This window comes from Stenotrophomonas sp. CASM114 (assembly GCF_049384325.1).
Taxonomy (GTDB): Bacteria; Pseudomonadota; Gammaproteobacteria; order Xanthomonadales; family Xanthomonadaceae; genus Stenotrophomonas; species Stenotrophomonas muris.
Genome location: NZ_JBMRGJ010000019.1, coordinates 68747 through 84825, shown reverse-complemented (window position 1 = coordinate 84825; position 16079 = coordinate 68747). Strand labels below are relative to the sequence as shown.

The window sequence follows — 16079 nt, the reverse complement described above, 5'->3', positions numbered from 1 at the left end:
CGCGCGCTGTCGGAAGGGGGTGGGGTCGTAACCTTTTTCCGCAGTAAAACGGAACCGACCCCAGATTGATTTCGATATCTGACAGAAATTCATCCACGCATGGCGTGGATCTACCCGATCGCGGAAAACTGTAAGAGGTGGGGCGGTATCGGAGGGCGGGGTGTCAGCCGCATGGATGCGGCTGCCAAGCCCCCAAGGACGGGTTTACGGCGTCCCCGCCCTCCGATACCGCACCGCCAACCCACGGAATGCATGCCGTTGCTGTTGCTGTTGCCTTGGCTTGGCTTGAAGCCTCTGCGGGTGCAGGGCGCAGCCCTGCCGAAAAACCCTCAATGCAGCAGGGCAGCTACCGCGGCGCGGAACCCGTCCTGGGCCTGCCCGGACTCGGGTGCATGATGCAGCTGGCGCACCGCCCGGCCCAACCGTGCCGCCCCCACGAAGCCACAGCTCGCCTGCAACCGGTGCAACTGGCTGCGCAGCTGGCGCTCGTCGTGCTGGTCCACCGCCTGCTCGACCGCGTCGCGCACACCGGGCAACTCGGCCAGGAACAGCTCGCGCAGTGCGATCAGGTGGTTGCGCTGGCCGTTGAGTGCGGCCAATGCCGCAGTCTCGTCCCAGTCCTGAACGGCCAGCTCGACCGCGGCCGGGGCCTGTGCCACGAAGATTCCCGCCGGGCTGTTGACCAGCGCACGGCGCACGGCCTTCAGCAGCTGGTCGCGGCCCAGCGGCTTGACCAGGGTGTCGCTGAAACCGGCTTCGCGCAGGCGGGCGTGGATGGAGGTATCGCCGTCGGCCGTATGTGCCAGCGCCGGTGTGTCGGGATGTGAGCGGCGTAGCTCACGCAGCAGTTGCGCGCCATTGCCATCCGGCAGGTTGACGTCGATCAGCCACAGATCATGCGCGCCGGGTTCGGCACTGGCCAGGGCACTGGCCAGCGAATCTGCGGTATCCACATCCGCCGGTAACGTTTCCAACGCCGCCTTGAAAAAACCGCGGCTGATGATGTCGTCCTCGACAAGCAGGAAGCGGGGCCGTGCGGCCCGCGGGGTCATCTGCATCAGGGCTGCCTCCATGTCAGCTGGCCCAATCATCAAGCACGACGGCCACGGGCGCAAGCGGGTCCAGGCCCCGTCGGTCAGGATCTGCGACAATACGCCCCCATTTTTGCCCGCAGCCTGTTGCCACGTGGCCCGATCCCGTTCCCGCACTGACCGTACCCCATTCCAGACCGAGATCCTCGACCTCAGCCATGATGGTCGCGGTGTCGCCCGCCGTGAAGGCGAGGGCGGCAAGGTCACCTTCGTCAGCGGCGCGCTGCCCGGCGAGGTGGTGATGGCTGAGCAGACTGCCCGCAGCCGCCATTTCGACGAGGCGCGCACCCTGGAGGTGCTGCAGGCCTCGCCGCAGCGGGTGGCCCCCAAGTGCCCCCATTTCGGTACCTGCGCCGGCTGCGTGCTGCAGCACCTGGACGAGGACCAGCAGATCGTGGCCAAGCAGCGCGTGCTGATGGACAACCTGGAGCGGATCGGCCATGTGAAGCCGGGCACCGTGCTGGCGCCGCTGGTCGGCGAGAGCTGGGGCTACCGCCGCAAGGGCCGTTTCTCGGTGCGCCGGGTCGAAAAGAAGGACAAGACCCTGGTCGGCTTCCGTGAACAGGATCCGCGCTTCGTCGCCGACCTCAGCCAGTGCCTGACCGTGATCCCCGAGATCGGTACCAAGGTCGAGGCGCTGTCCACCTTCATCGAGTCACTCGATGGCAAGCGTGACATCCCGCAGATCGAATTCATCGCCGGTGACCAGGCCGTGGTCCTGACCGTTCGCCATCTGCAGCCGCTCAGCGATGCCGACCGCGCGGCCTGGGCGGCTTTCGGCCAGCAGCATGGCTTCGTGATCTACCTGCAGTCCGGCGGCGTGGATACCGTGCAGCCGCTGGACGGGCAGGATGTGCCGCTGTCGTTCCGTCTGGCGCCGTGGGATGTCGAGCTGGCGTTCCGCCCGCTGGACTTCATCCAGGTCAATGCCAAGCTCAACGAGAAGATGATCGCCCACGCCCTGGACCTGCTGGAACCGGGTGAGGACGAGCGTGTACTGGACCTGTTCTGCGGCCTGGGCAACTTCACCCTGCCGCTGGCGCGCCGCGTGCGCGAGGTGGTTGGCGTGGAAGGCGATGCCGGCCTGGTGGCGCGTGCGCGTGAGAACGCCGAGCGCAACGGCCTGGCCAACGCGCAGTTCTTCAGCGCCGACCTGACCCAGGACCAGCGCAGCACCCCGTGGATGCGCCAGGGCTTTGACAAGCTGCTGCTGGACCCGCCGCGCTCGGGTGCGATCGAAGTGCTGCAGCAGCTGCCGCTGAAGCAGTTCAAGCGCATTGTCTACGTCAGCTGCCACCCGGGCTCGCTGGCGCGCGATGCCGGCTATCTGGTCAACGAACAGGGCTTCACCCTGGTCAGCGCCGGTGCCATGGACATGTTCCCGCATACCGCGCACGTGGAAAGCATCGCGGTGTTCGAGAAGCGCTGACAGGTTGTCATCACCCATCGCGCATAATGGCGCGATGGGCATCGAAATCGAACGCAAATTCCTCGTCAGCAGTGATGGCTGGCGCACCGCCGCGCATCGGGTGATCCCGATGGCGCAGGGCTACATCAACGACATGGGCGCGCTCGACCGCGGCACCCAGAACGCCTCGGTGCGCGTGCGCATCGAAGGCGACCACGCCGCGCTGAACCTGAAGTCGCGCACCATCGGCCATACCCGCCAGGAGTTCGACTACCCGATCCCGGTGGAGGATGCGCGCGCCCTGTTGGCGCTGTGCGTCGGTGGCCTGATCGACAAGCGCCGCCACCTGGTCGAACACGCCGGCCTGACCTGGGAGGTGGACGAGTTCCTCGGCGACAACGCCGGCCTGGTCGTGGCCGAAGTCGAGCTGGACAGCGCCGACCAGGCGATCGAACTGCCGGACTGGGTGGGTGCCGAAGTCACCGACGACGCGCGCTACTACAACGTCGCACTGGCCAGCCATCCCTATTCACAGTGGTGAAGCCCCCAAAAAAAGGGGACGGAGGGGATTAAGTCGTCTTTACCCCAGCTGTGCTGGAAACGACTTAATCCCCTCCGTCCCCTTTTTTCGAGGGAGGCGGGCCCCATGTGGTGGGGATGAGAATCGACATCTACTCCGACGTGGTCTGCCCCTGGTGCTGGATCGGCAAGCATCGCTTCCAGCAGGGTGTGCAGTTGCTCGGCGCCAATGCGCCTGAACTCGATATCCACTGGCAGCCGTTCCAGCTGGACCCGGACGCGGACGCCACCCCGGTGCCGCTGCGCGAGGCCTATGTGCGCAAGTTCGGTGGCGTCGAGCGCACCGAGCAGATCCTCGGCCAGACCCAGACCACCGCGCGGGCCGAGGGCCTGCCGATGGATTTCAGCCAGGGCCAGGTGCGGGTGACCACGCTGCCGGCGCATCGGGTGTTGTGGCTGGCCGGCCAGCACGGCGTGCAGGATGCGGTCGGCGAAGCACTTTTCCGTGCCCACTTCGAGCATGGCCAGAATCTGGCCGATACTGCAGTGCTGGTGAAGGCCGGCGTGGCTGGCGGCCTGGACGGTGCTGAAATCGCGCAGATGCTGGGCTCCGACCGCGGCCTGGCCGAGGTCGAAGCCAGGCTGGCGCAGGTCCATGCACTGGGCATTTCCTCGGTGCCGACTTTCGTCATCGATGGGAAGTGGGCCATTTCCGGGGCCCAGCCGCCAGAGGCCTTCGCCAACGCCCTTCGCCAGATCGCAGCCGAACAGGGCGCCCCGGCAGCTTCGGCTGACGGCGACGAGGCCTGCGGCCCGGACGGCTGCAAGGTCTGAGCAGACCGGGGGCAGCCCCCCGCGGGAATCCGACCCCGGGGTCAGATCCCCGCAGGGGCTCTGACCCCACACTCCCCTTCGTCTGCCCCCTGCGCCTGTCGGCCGGTTCTGCGACAATGCGGCACTGCGCCATGCGGGCGCGCGTTGTGGAGATCGACCATGCTGCTGATCGGCGTTGCCGGCACCGAACTGACCGCCCAGGAACGTGACTGGCTGCAGCACGACGCCGTGGCCGGGGTGGTGCTGTTCAAGCGCAACTTCGCCTCGCGCCAGCAGGTGACCGATCTGAGTGCGGCGATCCGTGCCGCCGCCCCGCGCCCGCAGCTGATCTGCGTGGACCAGGAAGGCGGCCGTGTGCAGCGTTTCCGCGAGGGCTACAGCGCGCTGCCGCCGCTGCAGGACATCGGCGCGCTGTACGCCGCCGACCCGCAGCAGGCGCTGGCCCTGGCCGAGCAGCATGCCTGGCTGATGGCCAGCGAAGTACGTGCCAGCGGCCTCGACCTGAGTTTCGCGCCGGTGGTCGACCTTGGCCGCGGCAACCGCGCCATCGGCAACCGTGCCTTCAGTGAAGACCCGCAGGTGGTGGCCGCGTTCACCGCCGCCTATGTGCGCGGCATGCATGCGGTCGGCATGGCCGCCACGCTCAAGCATTTCCCCGGCCACGGCACCGTGCTGGAAGACACCCACGTCGATACCGCGATCGATCCGCGCGCGCTGGACGAACTGCGCGCCCAGGACCTGGTGCCGTTCCAGGCCGGCATCGCCGCCGGTGCCGATGCGGTGATGATGGCGCACGTGATCTATCCGCAGGTGGCGCCGGAGCCGGCCGGCTATTCCCCGCGCTGGATCCAGGACATCCTGCGTGGCGAGCTCGGCTTCCGTGGCGTGGTGTTCTCCGATGACATCGGCATGGCCGCCTCGCACAGCGCCGGTGGCGTGCCGGCACGCGTGCACGCGCATCTGGATGCGGGCTGCGACGTAGTGCTGGTCTGCCACCCGGAACTGGTCGATGAAGCCCTGCACGCGGTGCAGGGACGCTCCCTCAATACTGCTGCGCTGCTGGGCCTGCTTGGCCGCGGCGCGCTCGGCTGGGACGGCCTGCTGGCCGACGCCCGCCATGGCGACACCCAATCCCGTCTGCTTGAAACCCTTGGAAGAACCGTCTGATGCCCAACCTCACCATTTCCCAGGCCCTGGCCCAGGCTGACCTGCTGGTCGACCGCCCCACCATCGACAAGGCCATCGCCGGTATCGCCGACGCCATCGCGCGCGATTACAAGGGCGAGGTGCCGCTGTTCCTGTCCATCATGCATGGTGCGCTGCCGTTCGCCGGCCAGCTGGCGCTGGAACTGGGCGCGCGCGGCCAGGACGTGCAGTTCGATTACCTGCACGCGACCCGCTACCGTGGTGAAACCACCGGCGGAGACCTGGTCTGGAAGCACAAGCCGGCCACCTCGCTGTTCGGCCGCCGCGTGCTGCTGATCGACGACATCCTCGACGAGGGCTACACCCTGCAGGGCGTCCGCACCTGGTGCCTGGAGCAGGGCGCGACCGACGTGCGCATCGCCGCGATGACCGTGAAGAAGCACGACCGCGCACTGCCGGACGTGACCGCCGACTACGCCGGCATCGAGCTGCCGGACCGCTACGTGTTCGGCTTCGGCATGGACGTCAACGAGACCCTGCGCTGCGTGCCGGCGATCTACGCAATGAAGGAGTAACGGCGCAGCTGCCTGCGGCGCGTCTTCTTCCACCGCCGGCATCCTCGGGTGCCGGCGTTCGTCTTTCCATGGAGTGCTTTGAATGCAACAGATCGCCCTGGCCGTGATCGGCGGTACCGGTGTCTACAACCTGGCCAAGCTCGACGACGTGCAGACCCACGAGGTCGACACCCGCTTTGGCCGCCCGTCCGGCCCGGTGCGCGTGGGCACGCTGCTCGGCCATCGCGTGGCGTTCCTGGCGCGGCATGGCGAGGGGCACTCACTGCCGCCGCACAAGATCAACTACCGCGCCAACCTGGCCGCGCTGCAGCAGCTGGGCGCGCAGCGCGTGCTGGCATTGAACACGGTGGGTGGCATCACCGAAGACTTCGGTCCGCGCGTGCTGGCCTGCCCGGACCAGATCATCGACTACACCTGGGGCCGCATCAGCACGATCTGTGAAGAAGAAGGCACCGACGTGGTCCACGTCGATTTCGGCCACCCCTATACGCCGATGCTGCGCAGCAAGATCCTGGCGGCAGCGAAAGTGACCGGCGTCACGGTCCATGACGGTGGCTGCTACGGCGCGACGCAGGGCCCGCGCCTGGAGACCATCGCCGAGATCGCCCGCATGCGCCGTGACGGCTGCGACCTGGTAGGCATGACCGGCATGCCGGAGGCCGCGCTGGCACGCGAGCTGGGGCTGGATTACGCCTGCCTGGCAATCATCGCCAATTGGGCCGCCGGCTGCGGTGATGGCGAGGAGATTACGATGGCCGAAGTACTGGCGAACGTGCAGGCGGCCAGCAACGGACTTCCGGAACTGGTGGGCGAATTGGCGCGGGGGTGATTGTCTTCCCCGAGCAAGCTTTGCATACTCAGCTTGTGCGCGGGTTCAGCGTACACCACCCATTCATTGCATAAGGTCTCGCATCACCATGCCGAACGGTACCGTCAAGTGGTTCAACGACGCCAAGGGATTTGGCTTCATCTCGCCGGAGGATGGCAGCGCCGACGTGTTCGCGCACTTCTCCGCCATCAACTCCAAGGGCTTCCGCAGCCTGCAGGAAGGCCAGCGTGTCACCTATGACGTGACCCAGGGCCCGAAGGGTGCCCAGGCTTCGAACATCACGCCGGCCGAGTGATCCACTCGACAGTGCGTTGAAAACCCCGCTTCGGCGGGGTTTTTTTTGCGTCGCGACGGGCATTGCGGCGCTGTGGACAGGGTTCCAGGTGGCCATCCGGATTTGCGCTCGGGCACAATGCGCCGATGAAGGAACGACTGCGCATCGCCGTGATCGGCTACGGCACCGCTGGACAGGCATTGTCCATCCTGCTCTCTCGTGATGGCCACGAGGTGGAGATCTTCGAACGCGTGCCCTCGCCGGGGCCGGTTGGCGCCGGCTTCCTGCTGCAGCCCAGCGGCCTGCAGGTGCTGTGGCAGATGGGCCTGCTTGATGCCGTGCGCGCGCATGCGGCGCCGGTGCACCGTCTGTATGGCGATACGCCGTGCGAGCGCACGGTGATGGACATGCGCTATGACGGCCTGGATGCGCGCCTGCACGGCCTCGGCATGCAGCGTGGGGCGCTGTTCTCGCTGCTGGACGGGGCGCGTGCGGGTGCGGGCCAGCTGCATGCCGGCGTCACCATTGCCGCAGTGGATGCCGCACAGGGCCGCCTGCATGACAGTGAGGGCCGCATGCATGGGCCGTTCGACCTGGTGGTGGCCGCCGATGGTGCGGCTTCGACGCTGCGCGGCTCGATCGAAGGCGGCACCGGGCTGGACCGCGTGTATCCCTGGGGCGCACTGTGGTGCCTGCTGCCGGCCGAGGACTGGCCGCACCTGCAGGAGCTGCGGCAGCGCTACGTGGCCGCGCGCAAGATGATCGGGCTGCTGCCGGTCGGTACGCGGCCCGGTGATGACACGCCGCGCCTGAGCTTCTTCTGGAGCCTGCCACGCGCCGACTTCGAACGATGGCAGGCCGATGGCATGACGCCCTGGCTGGACGAGCTGCACGCGCTGTGGCCGCAGGCCAGCGCGCGCTTTGCGCATCTGCATGATGCCGGCCAGCTGGCGCGCGCGGTCTACCGTGACGCCGTGATGACGCGCTGGCATTGCGGCCGCATGGTGCTGGCCGGCGATGCCGCACATGCGATGAGCCCGCAGCTGGGGCAGGGCGTGAACATGGCGCTGCTCGATGCGCTGGCATTGCGCGATGCCGTGCGCGCACATGGCGGGGGAGGCGCTGCATTGCAGGCCTACCAGGCGCAGCGCAGGGCGCACGTTGCGGTCTACCAGCGCTGGAGCCGTTGGCTGACGCCGCTGTTCCAGTCTGATCGCGATGCCTGGGCAAAGGCGCGCGACGTGCTGCTCGGGCCGATGGGGCGCCTGCCGGGTGGGCGTGGCCACATGCTGCGCGTGCTCAGCGGTACCCAGCATGGCTGGTTCGGTTCGCTTGCGCTGGATCCGGCATTTGTCGACGCGTTGGCTGCAGGGGCGCAGATGCCTGGCATCGGCGCGATCACTGCGAATGCGTGAAGCGTGCTGTCACGCGAATTAACGGTTGCCTCACCGTGTATATGCGAGAAGTAGGTTGCACGCGATTGCGCGTCGCCCGTTTTCCTTTCCGTGATTGACATCGCGCGTGGCCCGGGCGGCGCTGCCGTTGCGGCCTGTCGCGGCCCGGACGTGCCGCCTGTTGTTGAAGAGGAGGACGCCATGTGGTTCGCGGTCGAGGAGCTGGAATCGGAAATCTGCAAGCTGCGCGGACTGTTGCAGATGCTGCACGAGGACCAGCCCGACGTACTGGAGGACGTGTTCGAATTCCATGTGGGCAGCTTGATCAGTCATGCATCGCCGGAGCACCACGGACGCATCCGCGCCTGCGCACAGGAGATGCTGGCGGCAATCCAGGCCTTGCCGCGGCGACGTGAAGTTGACACGCCTGAGCTCCAGTTGATGCCGCAGCTGGACATTCGTCCGGCCTGATTCAAGCCACTGGCAGTTCCACCAGGCCGTTTTCCACGCAGGCGATCATCTGTTCGCCGCTGGCGGGAGCAGGCACGATTCCGGCGGTGAACGCGGAAAAGGCCGGCAGGACCGTCATCCGCTCGCGCAGCCAGAAGGCCGGGAAGCGCCGGCGCAATGCGGGCAGTGCGACCTGCGGATGCAGGTGGCCTGCGACCACGTGCCACGCCGGGTCTGCGCACGGTTCATGGCGCAGCAGGAACGGCGCCAGCCGCACCTCCTCGTGGATCTGCACCTGCAGCTGGGCATGCGGTAGCTGCCGGTCATGATTTCCGGGCAGGACATGCACGTCCAGTGCGGTGTTGCGTTCGCGCCAGCCGAGCCATTGCTGGTACCAGGCGGCGCGATGCGCCGGCCCATGCAGGATGTCGCCCAGGATCCATAGTTCGCGGCAGGCGTGCCTGTCCAGCAGACCCTGCAGGCGTTGCAGGTCTTCGCCGGTTCCGCCGCTGGGCAGCGCGATGCCGGCGCGGCGGAACACATCGGCCTTGCCCAGGTGCAGGTCCGCGATCAGCAGCGCCTGCCGCGCCGGCCAGTAGAGTGCGCGTGCGCCCGTCAGGGTCACCGGTTCGCCGGCAAGCAGCAGCGGTATTTCATCGGCCATGGCGACGTTCCAGCTGCTGGGCCGCGCGTTGCACGCGGGTACGCCAGTCCTCGTTGCTGAACTGTCCGCGCAGGCGTTCGGCCCACAGTGGAAAGCCCAGGGGCGTCAGCGATGCAGGGCGCTGCATCGACATGCGTCGCGCGCCGATCCGGACCAGCACCTGGCGCAGCCCCGGCAGGTCAAGGCTGTCATGCAGCACTTCGCGTTCGGCCAGCGCCAGCAGCAGGTGCTCGGGGTCATGCTCGCGCAATACGTCGTACAGCAGGCCCGCCGAGGCCTGCAGCTGGCGCAGCGATCGCGGCATGCCCCCCGGCAGGCTGGGTACCAGCAGGCCTGCGACGCGCGCGATGCCACGGAACTGGCGCCGCGCAAGCTCGCCCAGGTTCACCGCCGCACGCAGATCGTCCAGCAGCTGATCGGTGGTGAACAACGCATGCCATTGCGCCGCGTCCAGGTCGATCGCCTGCGCCGGTGCCAGCACCAGGCCGTGATCATTCACGGCATAGCCGATGCTGTTGCGTTGCTGGCGGGTGCAGCGCAGTGCCAACAGGGCGGCCAGCGCCTCGTGCACGTGGCGTCCGGCGAAGGGATAGACGAAGAGGAACTGGCCTTCGCGGCGGCGTACGTCCTCCAGCAGCACGTGGTCCGGGCCGGGAAGCGCCGACACCTGCTGCTGAAGTGCCAGCAGCGGTGCCAGCCAGCGCGCTTCCGCACTGTCGTCGGCGCCTGACAGCACCGACTCCAGTTCGCCGCCGAGTGCCATCGACAGCGGCAGCTGGCCTCCCTGCCAGCGGGGCACGACACCTTCACCGCGCCCTCGTGCCAGCCGCACGAAGGCGGTCATGTCGCGCAGCTGCACCAGCTCCAGCAGGCGCCCGGCGAACTGGAAGCGGTCTCCGCGGCGCAGGCGGCTGGCGAACTGTTCCTCCACGGCGCCGAGGCCGGCCCCGCGCAGGAACTGCACGCGCACGCTGCCATCGCTGCTGATGGTGCCGATCGACAGCCGGTGGCGTAGTGCCTGGCGCCGGTCGTGCATCCGGTAGCGGCCATCGGCGTCCTGCACGACCTTGTGGAAGTCAGGGTACTGGGCCAGGGCCTGGCCCCCCTGCACGATGAAAGTCAGCACGGCCTGCCACTGGTCCTCGGCCAGGGATGCGAACGCATGGGTGCGCCGGACCTGCGCCAGCAGCGCATCACCGTGGAAGCCACCGGCCAGGGCACGGCTGACCGCATGCTGGGCCAGAACGTCCAGCGACAGCATCGGCGGCCTGCGTGCTTCGACCACGCCTTCGGCCAGTGCGCGACGCACGGCTGCGTACTCGGCCAGTTCCAGCGCATGGCTGGGCACGCACAGGATCGCGCCACTGGCACCGGGACGATGGCGCGCACGTCCGGCGCGCTGGCGCAGGCGGGCGACGCCCTTCGGGCTGCCCAGCTGCAGTACCTGTTCGACCTCGGGAAAGTCCACGCCGAGGTCGAGGCTGGAGGTGGCGACCACGCAGCGCAGCGTTCCTGCACGCAGCCCGTCCTCCACCTGCTGGCGCAGCGCTGGATCCAGCGAACCGTGGTGCAGCGCAAGCGTGTCGTGTTGCTCGGGCCAGACCGACGCCAGCGCCTGATGCCACAGTTCTGCCTGTGCACGGGTGTTGGTGAAGAGCAGGCTGCTGCGTGCCTGCATCAATGCGTCCAGCACCCGCGGCAGTTGGGCCAGGCCCAGGTGCCCGGCCCAGGGAAAGCGTTCACCGGGTTCGGGCAGCAGGCTGCGCACCGTGGTCGCACGCGGGCGCACGCCCTGCACGATCGGCGCGTCGGGCTGTCCGGGCAGCAGCACGTCGCGCGCCTCATCCAGATTGCCCAGCGTGGCCGACAGCCCCCACAGCTGCAATGCAGGCGCGGCATCGCGCAGCACGGCCAGATTCAACTGCAGCAGGACACCGCGCTTGTTGCCCAGCAGTTCGTGCCATTCGTCCACCACCACGCAGCGCAGCTGGCGCATGCGCGGCAGCGTATCCGGATAGCTCAACAGCAGCGCCAGTGATTCCGGCGTCGTGACCAGTACGTCGATGCGGCCCTCGCGTGCCTGTCGTCGTTCGCGGTTGCTGGCGTCACCGCTGCGCAGGCCGACACGCCATCCAAGCTGCAACCCATCGACCACGGCCTGCAGTGCACGCGCGGTGTCGCTGGCCAACGCGCGCAAGGGCGTCACCCACAGCACCTGCAGCGGGCGTACCGCACTGGCGCGGCGGGGCGAAGGCGGTGGGTCGATCATGGCCTGCAGCAGCGGTCCCCCGAACATCGCCAGTGTCTTGCCGCTGCCTGTGGGCGTGTGCAGCAACCCGGATCCGCCGGCGAGATAGTGCCGCCACATCGCGCGCTGGAACGGCAACGAGCGCCAGCCTTTCGACGCGAACCAGTCTTCCAGCCGGCGTAGTGCCTGGCTGCGGTTCATCGCGCCAGCGCCTGCAGGGTAGCCAGCTGATCGGCCTCGCTGGCTGGCTTGTCGTGGCGCCAGCGCAGGATGCGTGGAAAGCGTACGGCGATACCGGACTTGTGCCGGCTGCTGCGGTTGACCGCCTCGAAGCCCAGTTCGAAGACGTGTTCGGGGCGTACGCTGCGCACCGGGCCAAAGCGCTCGCGGGTGTTGGCGCGGATCCAGCGATCAAGCGCGAGGATCTCCTTGTCATCCAGGCCCGAATAGGCCTTGGCCACCGGTACCAGCGTGTCGCCGTCCCAGACGCCGAAGGTGTAGTCGGTGTACAACGTGCTGCGCCGCCCATGGCCAGCCTGCGCGTACAGGAGCACTGCATCGATGGTGAGCGGATCGACCTTCCATTTCCACCAGTCGCCGCGGCGTCGCCCGGCCTGGTAGGGCGAGGCACGACGTTTCAGCATCAGCCCTTCCACGCCACGTTCGCGTGCCACATCGCGCATCGCGGCCGCCTGCGGCCAGTCTTCGGCGGCAACGTCGGGTGAGAGCTGGATCCGTGCATCACCCAGGGCACCGACGACGTCGGCAAGCCGTGCACGCCGTTCCCGCAACGGCAACTCACGCAGGTCCGCGCCATCGTGTTCCAGCAGGTCATAGGCGAGCACGCGCACCGGCGTGTTGCGCAGGGTAGCCGCACCGGGCTTGCGGCGCTGGATGCGGGTCTGCAGCGCGGTGAATGCACGCGGCAGGTCCGTGGCTTCGTCCCAGGCCAGCAGCTCTCCGTCCAGCACGCAGCCGTCGGGAAGCGCCATCGCCGCCTGTTCGATTTCGGGGAAGCGACCATCCAGCCGCTCTTCGCCGCGTGACCATAATGCGACCTCGCCGCGCCGGCGCAGCAGCTGCAGGCGGATGCCATCCCACTTCCATTCCAGCAGCCAATCTTCGATGGGGCCGAGGCGTTCGGCAGGATCGCCTTCCAGTGGCGAGGCGAGGAAGAACGGGTAGGGTTGCTGCCGGTCCAGTGGGAGCTCATCCGGCGACAGCAGCTGGCCCAGCAGTGCGGGCGAGGGCACCCACTCGCCAAGCATGCGCTGGGCGATGCGCGCGATGTCCAGCCCGGACCACTCCGCCAGTGCCTGCTGCACCAGCCGCTGCGAGACGCCAACGCGCAGGGCGCCGGTCAGCAGCTTGTTGAACACCAGGCGTTCGCTGCTGCACAGCTGCTGCCAGCCCGCGACGACCGCCGCACGGCGTACCGCTTCGGGCTGGTTGGCCACCGCCAGCAGATGCTGTTCGATCCAATCCGCCAACGCACGGTCGGCGGCCGGCTGGGATGGATCATCCAGCAGCAGGGTCAACGTTTCGGCCAGGTCACCGACCTGCGCATAGCTGTCTTCCACCAGCCATGGCGGCAAGCCGGATTCTTCGGCAATCCAGGCGCGCAGTTCGCCACTGGCGGCGATCTTGCGGCGTGCGCCGCCCACCTTGCCACCGCTGAGCAGGTACAGCGCCCACGCCGCATCGTGCGCGCCTGCCTGGCGGAAGTAATCGATCAATGCCGCACGCTTGTCCAGCGTGGCGGTGCTGCGGTCCAGGCGCTGGTAGAGCGCCGCGAAGGCCTTCATTCCTCGCTCCCGAAATCGGTACGGAAGGCTTCAGCCGCTACGCCGCGCTCGCGCAGGAAGGGAATCAACGCATCGGTATTACCATGGGTGGCGATCACCCGCTGCGCGCCGGTCTGTTCGATGGTCTGCAGCAGTGCGGGCCAATCGGCGTGATCGGAAATGACGAAGCCACGATCGACGTTGCGGCGACGCCGGTTGCCGCGCAGCTGCATCCAGCCCGAGGCGAAGCCCAGCTGGTAGCGGCCGAAGCGGCGCATCCACGGCGTGCCGGCGGCCGAGGGCGGGGCGAGGATCAACTGGCCGGCGGCATCCGGCTGGCGACCCTGCTCGGCCACCGCCAGCGTCTCCAGCATTGGCACGTTGGCCTGCCGATACACCTCCACACCATTGGCGATGGCACCGTGCAGCCAGGCCGGGCGATCGTCCAGCGGCAGCAGTTCGGCCAGTACCCGTTGCGCCTTGCCCAGTGCATAGCACAGCAGGATGGCAGCTTCGCCGCGCTGTTCGCATTCGCGGCGCCACGCCACGATCTCCGCAGCGACGGTGGGCGTGTCCGGCCAACGATAGATCGGCAGGGCAAAGGTGGCCTCGGTGATGAAGGTATCGCAGGGCACCACTTCGAACGGCGCACAGGTTGGATCAGGCTGGCGCTTGTAGTCGCCGGACGCCACCCAGACCTGCTGCCCGTCGTCGATGCGCACCTGCGAAGATCCCAGTACATGGCCGGCGGGATGCAGCGATACCTGCACCCGGCCCAGGCGGAACGGCACGCCCTCGGCATGCGCCTGCACCGGCACATCGCCCAGGCGCCAGCGCAGGATCGGCAGGCTGCCGTCGCTGCAGTGGTATTCGCCCATGCCCGGGCGTGCGTGATCGCCGTGGCCATGGGTGATGACCGCGCGCGGGACCGGTCGCCAGGGATCGATGTGGAAATCACCGGCGGCGCAGTACAGCCCTTCGGGGCGCAGGACCACCAGATCGTCGTTGACTGCCATGCGGTCACTGTGGCCGGCCGCTCGTGCACAGGGTGAGAATCGGCCTGAACACGGGCTTGGCAGGCGATGCGGCACAATCGGACCGCAGATCTCTTGCCGCCAGGACGGACCGGATGAGTGGACCCAGCTTCAGCAGCAATGCGCCCTACGAAACCCATGTGGTGCTGAACCAGCCGCCGTCGTTCGCGGGGCGCCAGTTGTGGACCGATGACGTGGCGCTGATGGAGGCGGTGCAGCGCGAAGGCGCTGGCGGCTTCGCGCCGCGGCTGGCGGTCTATGGTGCGCTGGCGGGTGACGAACTGTACCGGCTCGGCTTCGATGCCAACCGCGATCGGCCGCGCCTGCGCACGCATGATGCGCAGGGCCATCGCATCGATACGGTGGAGTTCCATCCGGCCTATCACCAGTTGATGGGCACAGCGAAATCGCACGGGGTCGCCGGGTTGTCCTGGCACGAGCCGCAACCGGGCGGGCATGTCGCGCGCGCGGTGTTGAGCTACCTGCACCACCAGGCCGAGGCTGGCACCAGTTGCCCGTTGACGATGACCCATGCGGCAGTTGCAGTGCTGCACACGCAGCCGCACCTGGCCGAGTGGGCGCGCAAGGCCGCAGCGCCGGTCTATGACCCGCGCGATGTACCGGTGGCGGACAAGGCCGGCATCACGCTGGGCATGGGCATGACCGAGAAGCAGGGAGGCTCGGATGTGCGTGCCAACAGCACGCGCGCTGAACCGATCGATGGCCAGCGCTATCGCCTGGTCGGTCACAAGTGGTTCTTTTCCGCACCGATGTGCGATGGCTTCCTGGTACTGGCGCAGGCGCCGGGAGGACTGACCTGCCTGCTGATGCCGCGCCGGCTGGCCGACGGCGACCGCAACGCATTCCGGTTGATGCGCTTGAAGGACAAGCTTGGCGATTGGGCCAATGCCTCCAGCGAAGTCGAGTTCTGCGGGGCACAGGCGTGGCGCGTGGGCGAGGAGGGGCGGGGCGTGGCCACCATCATCGGCATGGTGATGATGACCCGCCTGGACTGCATGCTGGGCGCGGCGGCGGAAATGCGCATGGCGCTGGCGCAGGCGCTGCATCACGCACGTCATCGCCGCACGTTCGGCAAGCTGCTGGTCGAGCACCCGTTGATGACCAATGTGCTGGCCGACCTGGCACTGGAGTCGGAAGCGGCCACAGTGCTGTCGATGCGCATCGCGCGTGCGGTGGACCGGGCCGGCGTGGATGCCAACGAAGCCGCGTTGGCGCGTGTGGGGACGGCGCTGGGCAAGTACTGGTTGTGCAAGCGCGCGCCGGCCTTCGTCAATGAAGCACAGGAATGCCTGGGCGGCGCGGGCTATGTGGAGGAATCGATGCTGCCGCGGCTGTACCGGCAGGCACCGTTGAATTCGATCTGGGAAGGAAGCGGCAACATCCAGTGTCTGGACGTGCTGCGCGCGCTGGCGCGCGAACCGGAGGCGCTGGCGGCGCTGCGCGCTGAACTGGCGGCGGTGGCCGATCGTGATGCGCGCTACGCAGCGGCTTTGCAGCGGTGGGCAGCAGCACCGCCACCGGATGAGTCGCAGGCGCGGCTGTTCTGCGAGCGCACAGTGCTGTTGTTGCAGGCCGCGCTGCTGTTGCGTGCGCAAAGTCCGATGGCAGAGGCATTCGTGCGCAGCCGGCTGCAAGCGGAGCATGGGCTGGTGTTCGGGACCCTGCCGACGGGCGTGGATCTGTCGGCGATGCTGGTGCGCGCGCTGCCGTAGGAGCGCCCACCACGGAATCAACGGAAAAAACGCAAAGCGAAAAGCAGAAAAGCCGCGGCAGTGCCGCGGCTTTTCCTGTAGCGCCGGGCCCATGCC

At 67.9% G+C, this 16079-nt stretch carries 15 protein-coding genes; 10 read left to right on the top strand and 5 right to left on the bottom strand.

Translation table 11 applies throughout. From position 1 onward, the window contains the following. Window positions 1–329: 329 nt before the first annotated feature. The gene (locus VG566_RS16305; RefSeq protein WP_014647994.1) at window positions 330–1058 is read right to left on the bottom strand and encodes a response regulator; all 729 of its coding nucleotides are present in this window, start codon (window positions 1056–1058) and stop codon (window positions 330–332) included. A gap of 127 nt (window positions 1059–1185) precedes the next feature. Between VG566_RS16305 and rlmD the strand changes: the two genes are divergently transcribed. The 9 genes from rlmD (at window position 1186) to VG566_RS16260 (ending at window position 8541) form a co-directional block, all read left to right on the top strand. Then, window positions 1186–2520, top strand: coding sequence for a 23S rRNA (uracil(1939)-C(5))-methyltransferase RlmD (gene rlmD, locus VG566_RS16300; RefSeq protein WP_241884313.1), 1335 nt, complete (start codon window positions 1186–1188; stop codon window positions 2518–2520). A 34-nt stretch (window positions 2521–2554) separates the two neighbouring features. Then, window positions 2555–3040: a CYTH domain-containing protein gene (locus tag VG566_RS16295; RefSeq protein ID WP_100450446.1), complete on the top strand. Its 486-nt coding sequence runs from the start codon at window positions 2555–2557 to the stop codon at window positions 3038–3040. Between the two features lie 116 nt (window positions 3041–3156). Next, window positions 3157–3852, top strand: coding sequence for a DsbA family oxidoreductase (locus VG566_RS16290; protein ID WP_241884314.1), 696 nt, complete (start codon window positions 3157–3159; stop codon window positions 3850–3852). 159 nt (window positions 3853–4011) lie between these two features. Further along, complete coding sequence (nagZ, locus tag VG566_RS16285) at window positions 4012–5019, top strand: beta-N-acetylhexosaminidase (RefSeq protein ID WP_014647990.1); 1008 nt, start codon at window positions 4012–4014, stop codon at window positions 5017–5019. Beyond that, window positions 5019–5573, top strand: coding sequence for a hypoxanthine-guanine phosphoribosyltransferase (locus tag VG566_RS16280; RefSeq protein WP_014038078.1), 555 nt, complete (start codon window positions 5019–5021; stop codon window positions 5571–5573). The genes nagZ and VG566_RS16280 overlap by 1 nt, the downstream gene beginning before the upstream one ends. An 82-nt stretch (window positions 5574–5655) precedes the next feature. Then, on the top strand, window positions 5656–6402 hold the full coding sequence (locus VG566_RS16275) for an S-methyl-5'-thioinosine phosphorylase (protein WP_006461208.1): 747 nt from the start codon (window positions 5656–5658) through the stop codon (window positions 6400–6402). Window positions 6403–6490: 88 nt separating this feature from the next. Continuing rightward, window positions 6491–6697, top strand: coding sequence for a cold-shock protein (locus tag VG566_RS16270; protein ID WP_005410590.1), 207 nt, complete (start codon window positions 6491–6493; stop codon window positions 6695–6697). Window positions 6698–6822: 125 nt separating this feature from the next. Continuing rightward, on the top strand, window positions 6823–8091 hold the full coding sequence (locus VG566_RS16265; protein WP_046431939.1) for an FAD-dependent oxidoreductase: 1269 nt from the start codon (window positions 6823–6825) through the stop codon (window positions 8089–8091). A 180-nt stretch (window positions 8092–8271) separates the two neighbouring features. Beyond that, the gene (locus VG566_RS16260) at window positions 8272–8541 is read left to right on the top strand and encodes a hypothetical protein (protein WP_423172668.1); all 270 of its coding nucleotides are present in this window, start codon (window positions 8272–8274) and stop codon (window positions 8539–8541) included. 1 nt (window position 8542) lies between these two features. Here VG566_RS16260 and pdeM read toward each other — a convergent pair whose 3' ends face one another. The 4 genes from pdeM to VG566_RS16240 are packed head-to-tail and all read right to left on the bottom strand — an operon-like array spanning window position 8543 to window position 14232. Then, a complete protein-coding gene (gene pdeM / locus VG566_RS16255; RefSeq protein WP_241884315.1) occupies window positions 8543–9184 on the bottom strand; it encodes a ligase-associated DNA damage response endonuclease PdeM in 642 nt (213 codons plus the stop codon). Further along, window positions 9174–11633 (bottom strand): ligase-associated DNA damage response DEXH box helicase, encoded by a 2460-nt coding sequence (locus VG566_RS16250; RefSeq protein ID WP_197557415.1) that lies wholly within the window; start codon window positions 11631–11633, stop codon window positions 9174–9176. Before VG566_RS16250 ends, pdeM begins: the two co-directional genes overlap by 11 nt. Next, on the bottom strand, window positions 11630–13237 hold the full coding sequence (locus VG566_RS16245; RefSeq protein ID WP_046431931.1) for an ATP-dependent DNA ligase: 1608 nt from the start codon (window positions 13235–13237) through the stop codon (window positions 11630–11632). The genes VG566_RS16250 and VG566_RS16245 overlap by 4 nt, the downstream gene beginning before the upstream one ends. Then, window positions 13234–14232: a ligase-associated DNA damage response exonuclease gene (locus VG566_RS16240; RefSeq protein WP_046431930.1), complete on the bottom strand. Its 999-nt coding sequence runs from the start codon at window positions 14230–14232 to the stop codon at window positions 13234–13236. The genes VG566_RS16245 and VG566_RS16240 overlap by 4 nt, the downstream gene beginning before the upstream one ends. A 113-nt stretch (window positions 14233–14345) precedes the next feature. Between VG566_RS16240 and VG566_RS16235 the strand changes: the two genes are divergently transcribed. Next, complete coding sequence (locus tag VG566_RS16235) at window positions 14346–15983, top strand: acyl-CoA dehydrogenase family protein (protein ID WP_197574748.1); 1638 nt, start codon at window positions 14346–14348, stop codon at window positions 15981–15983. Window positions 15984–16079: the final 96 nt, after the last annotated feature.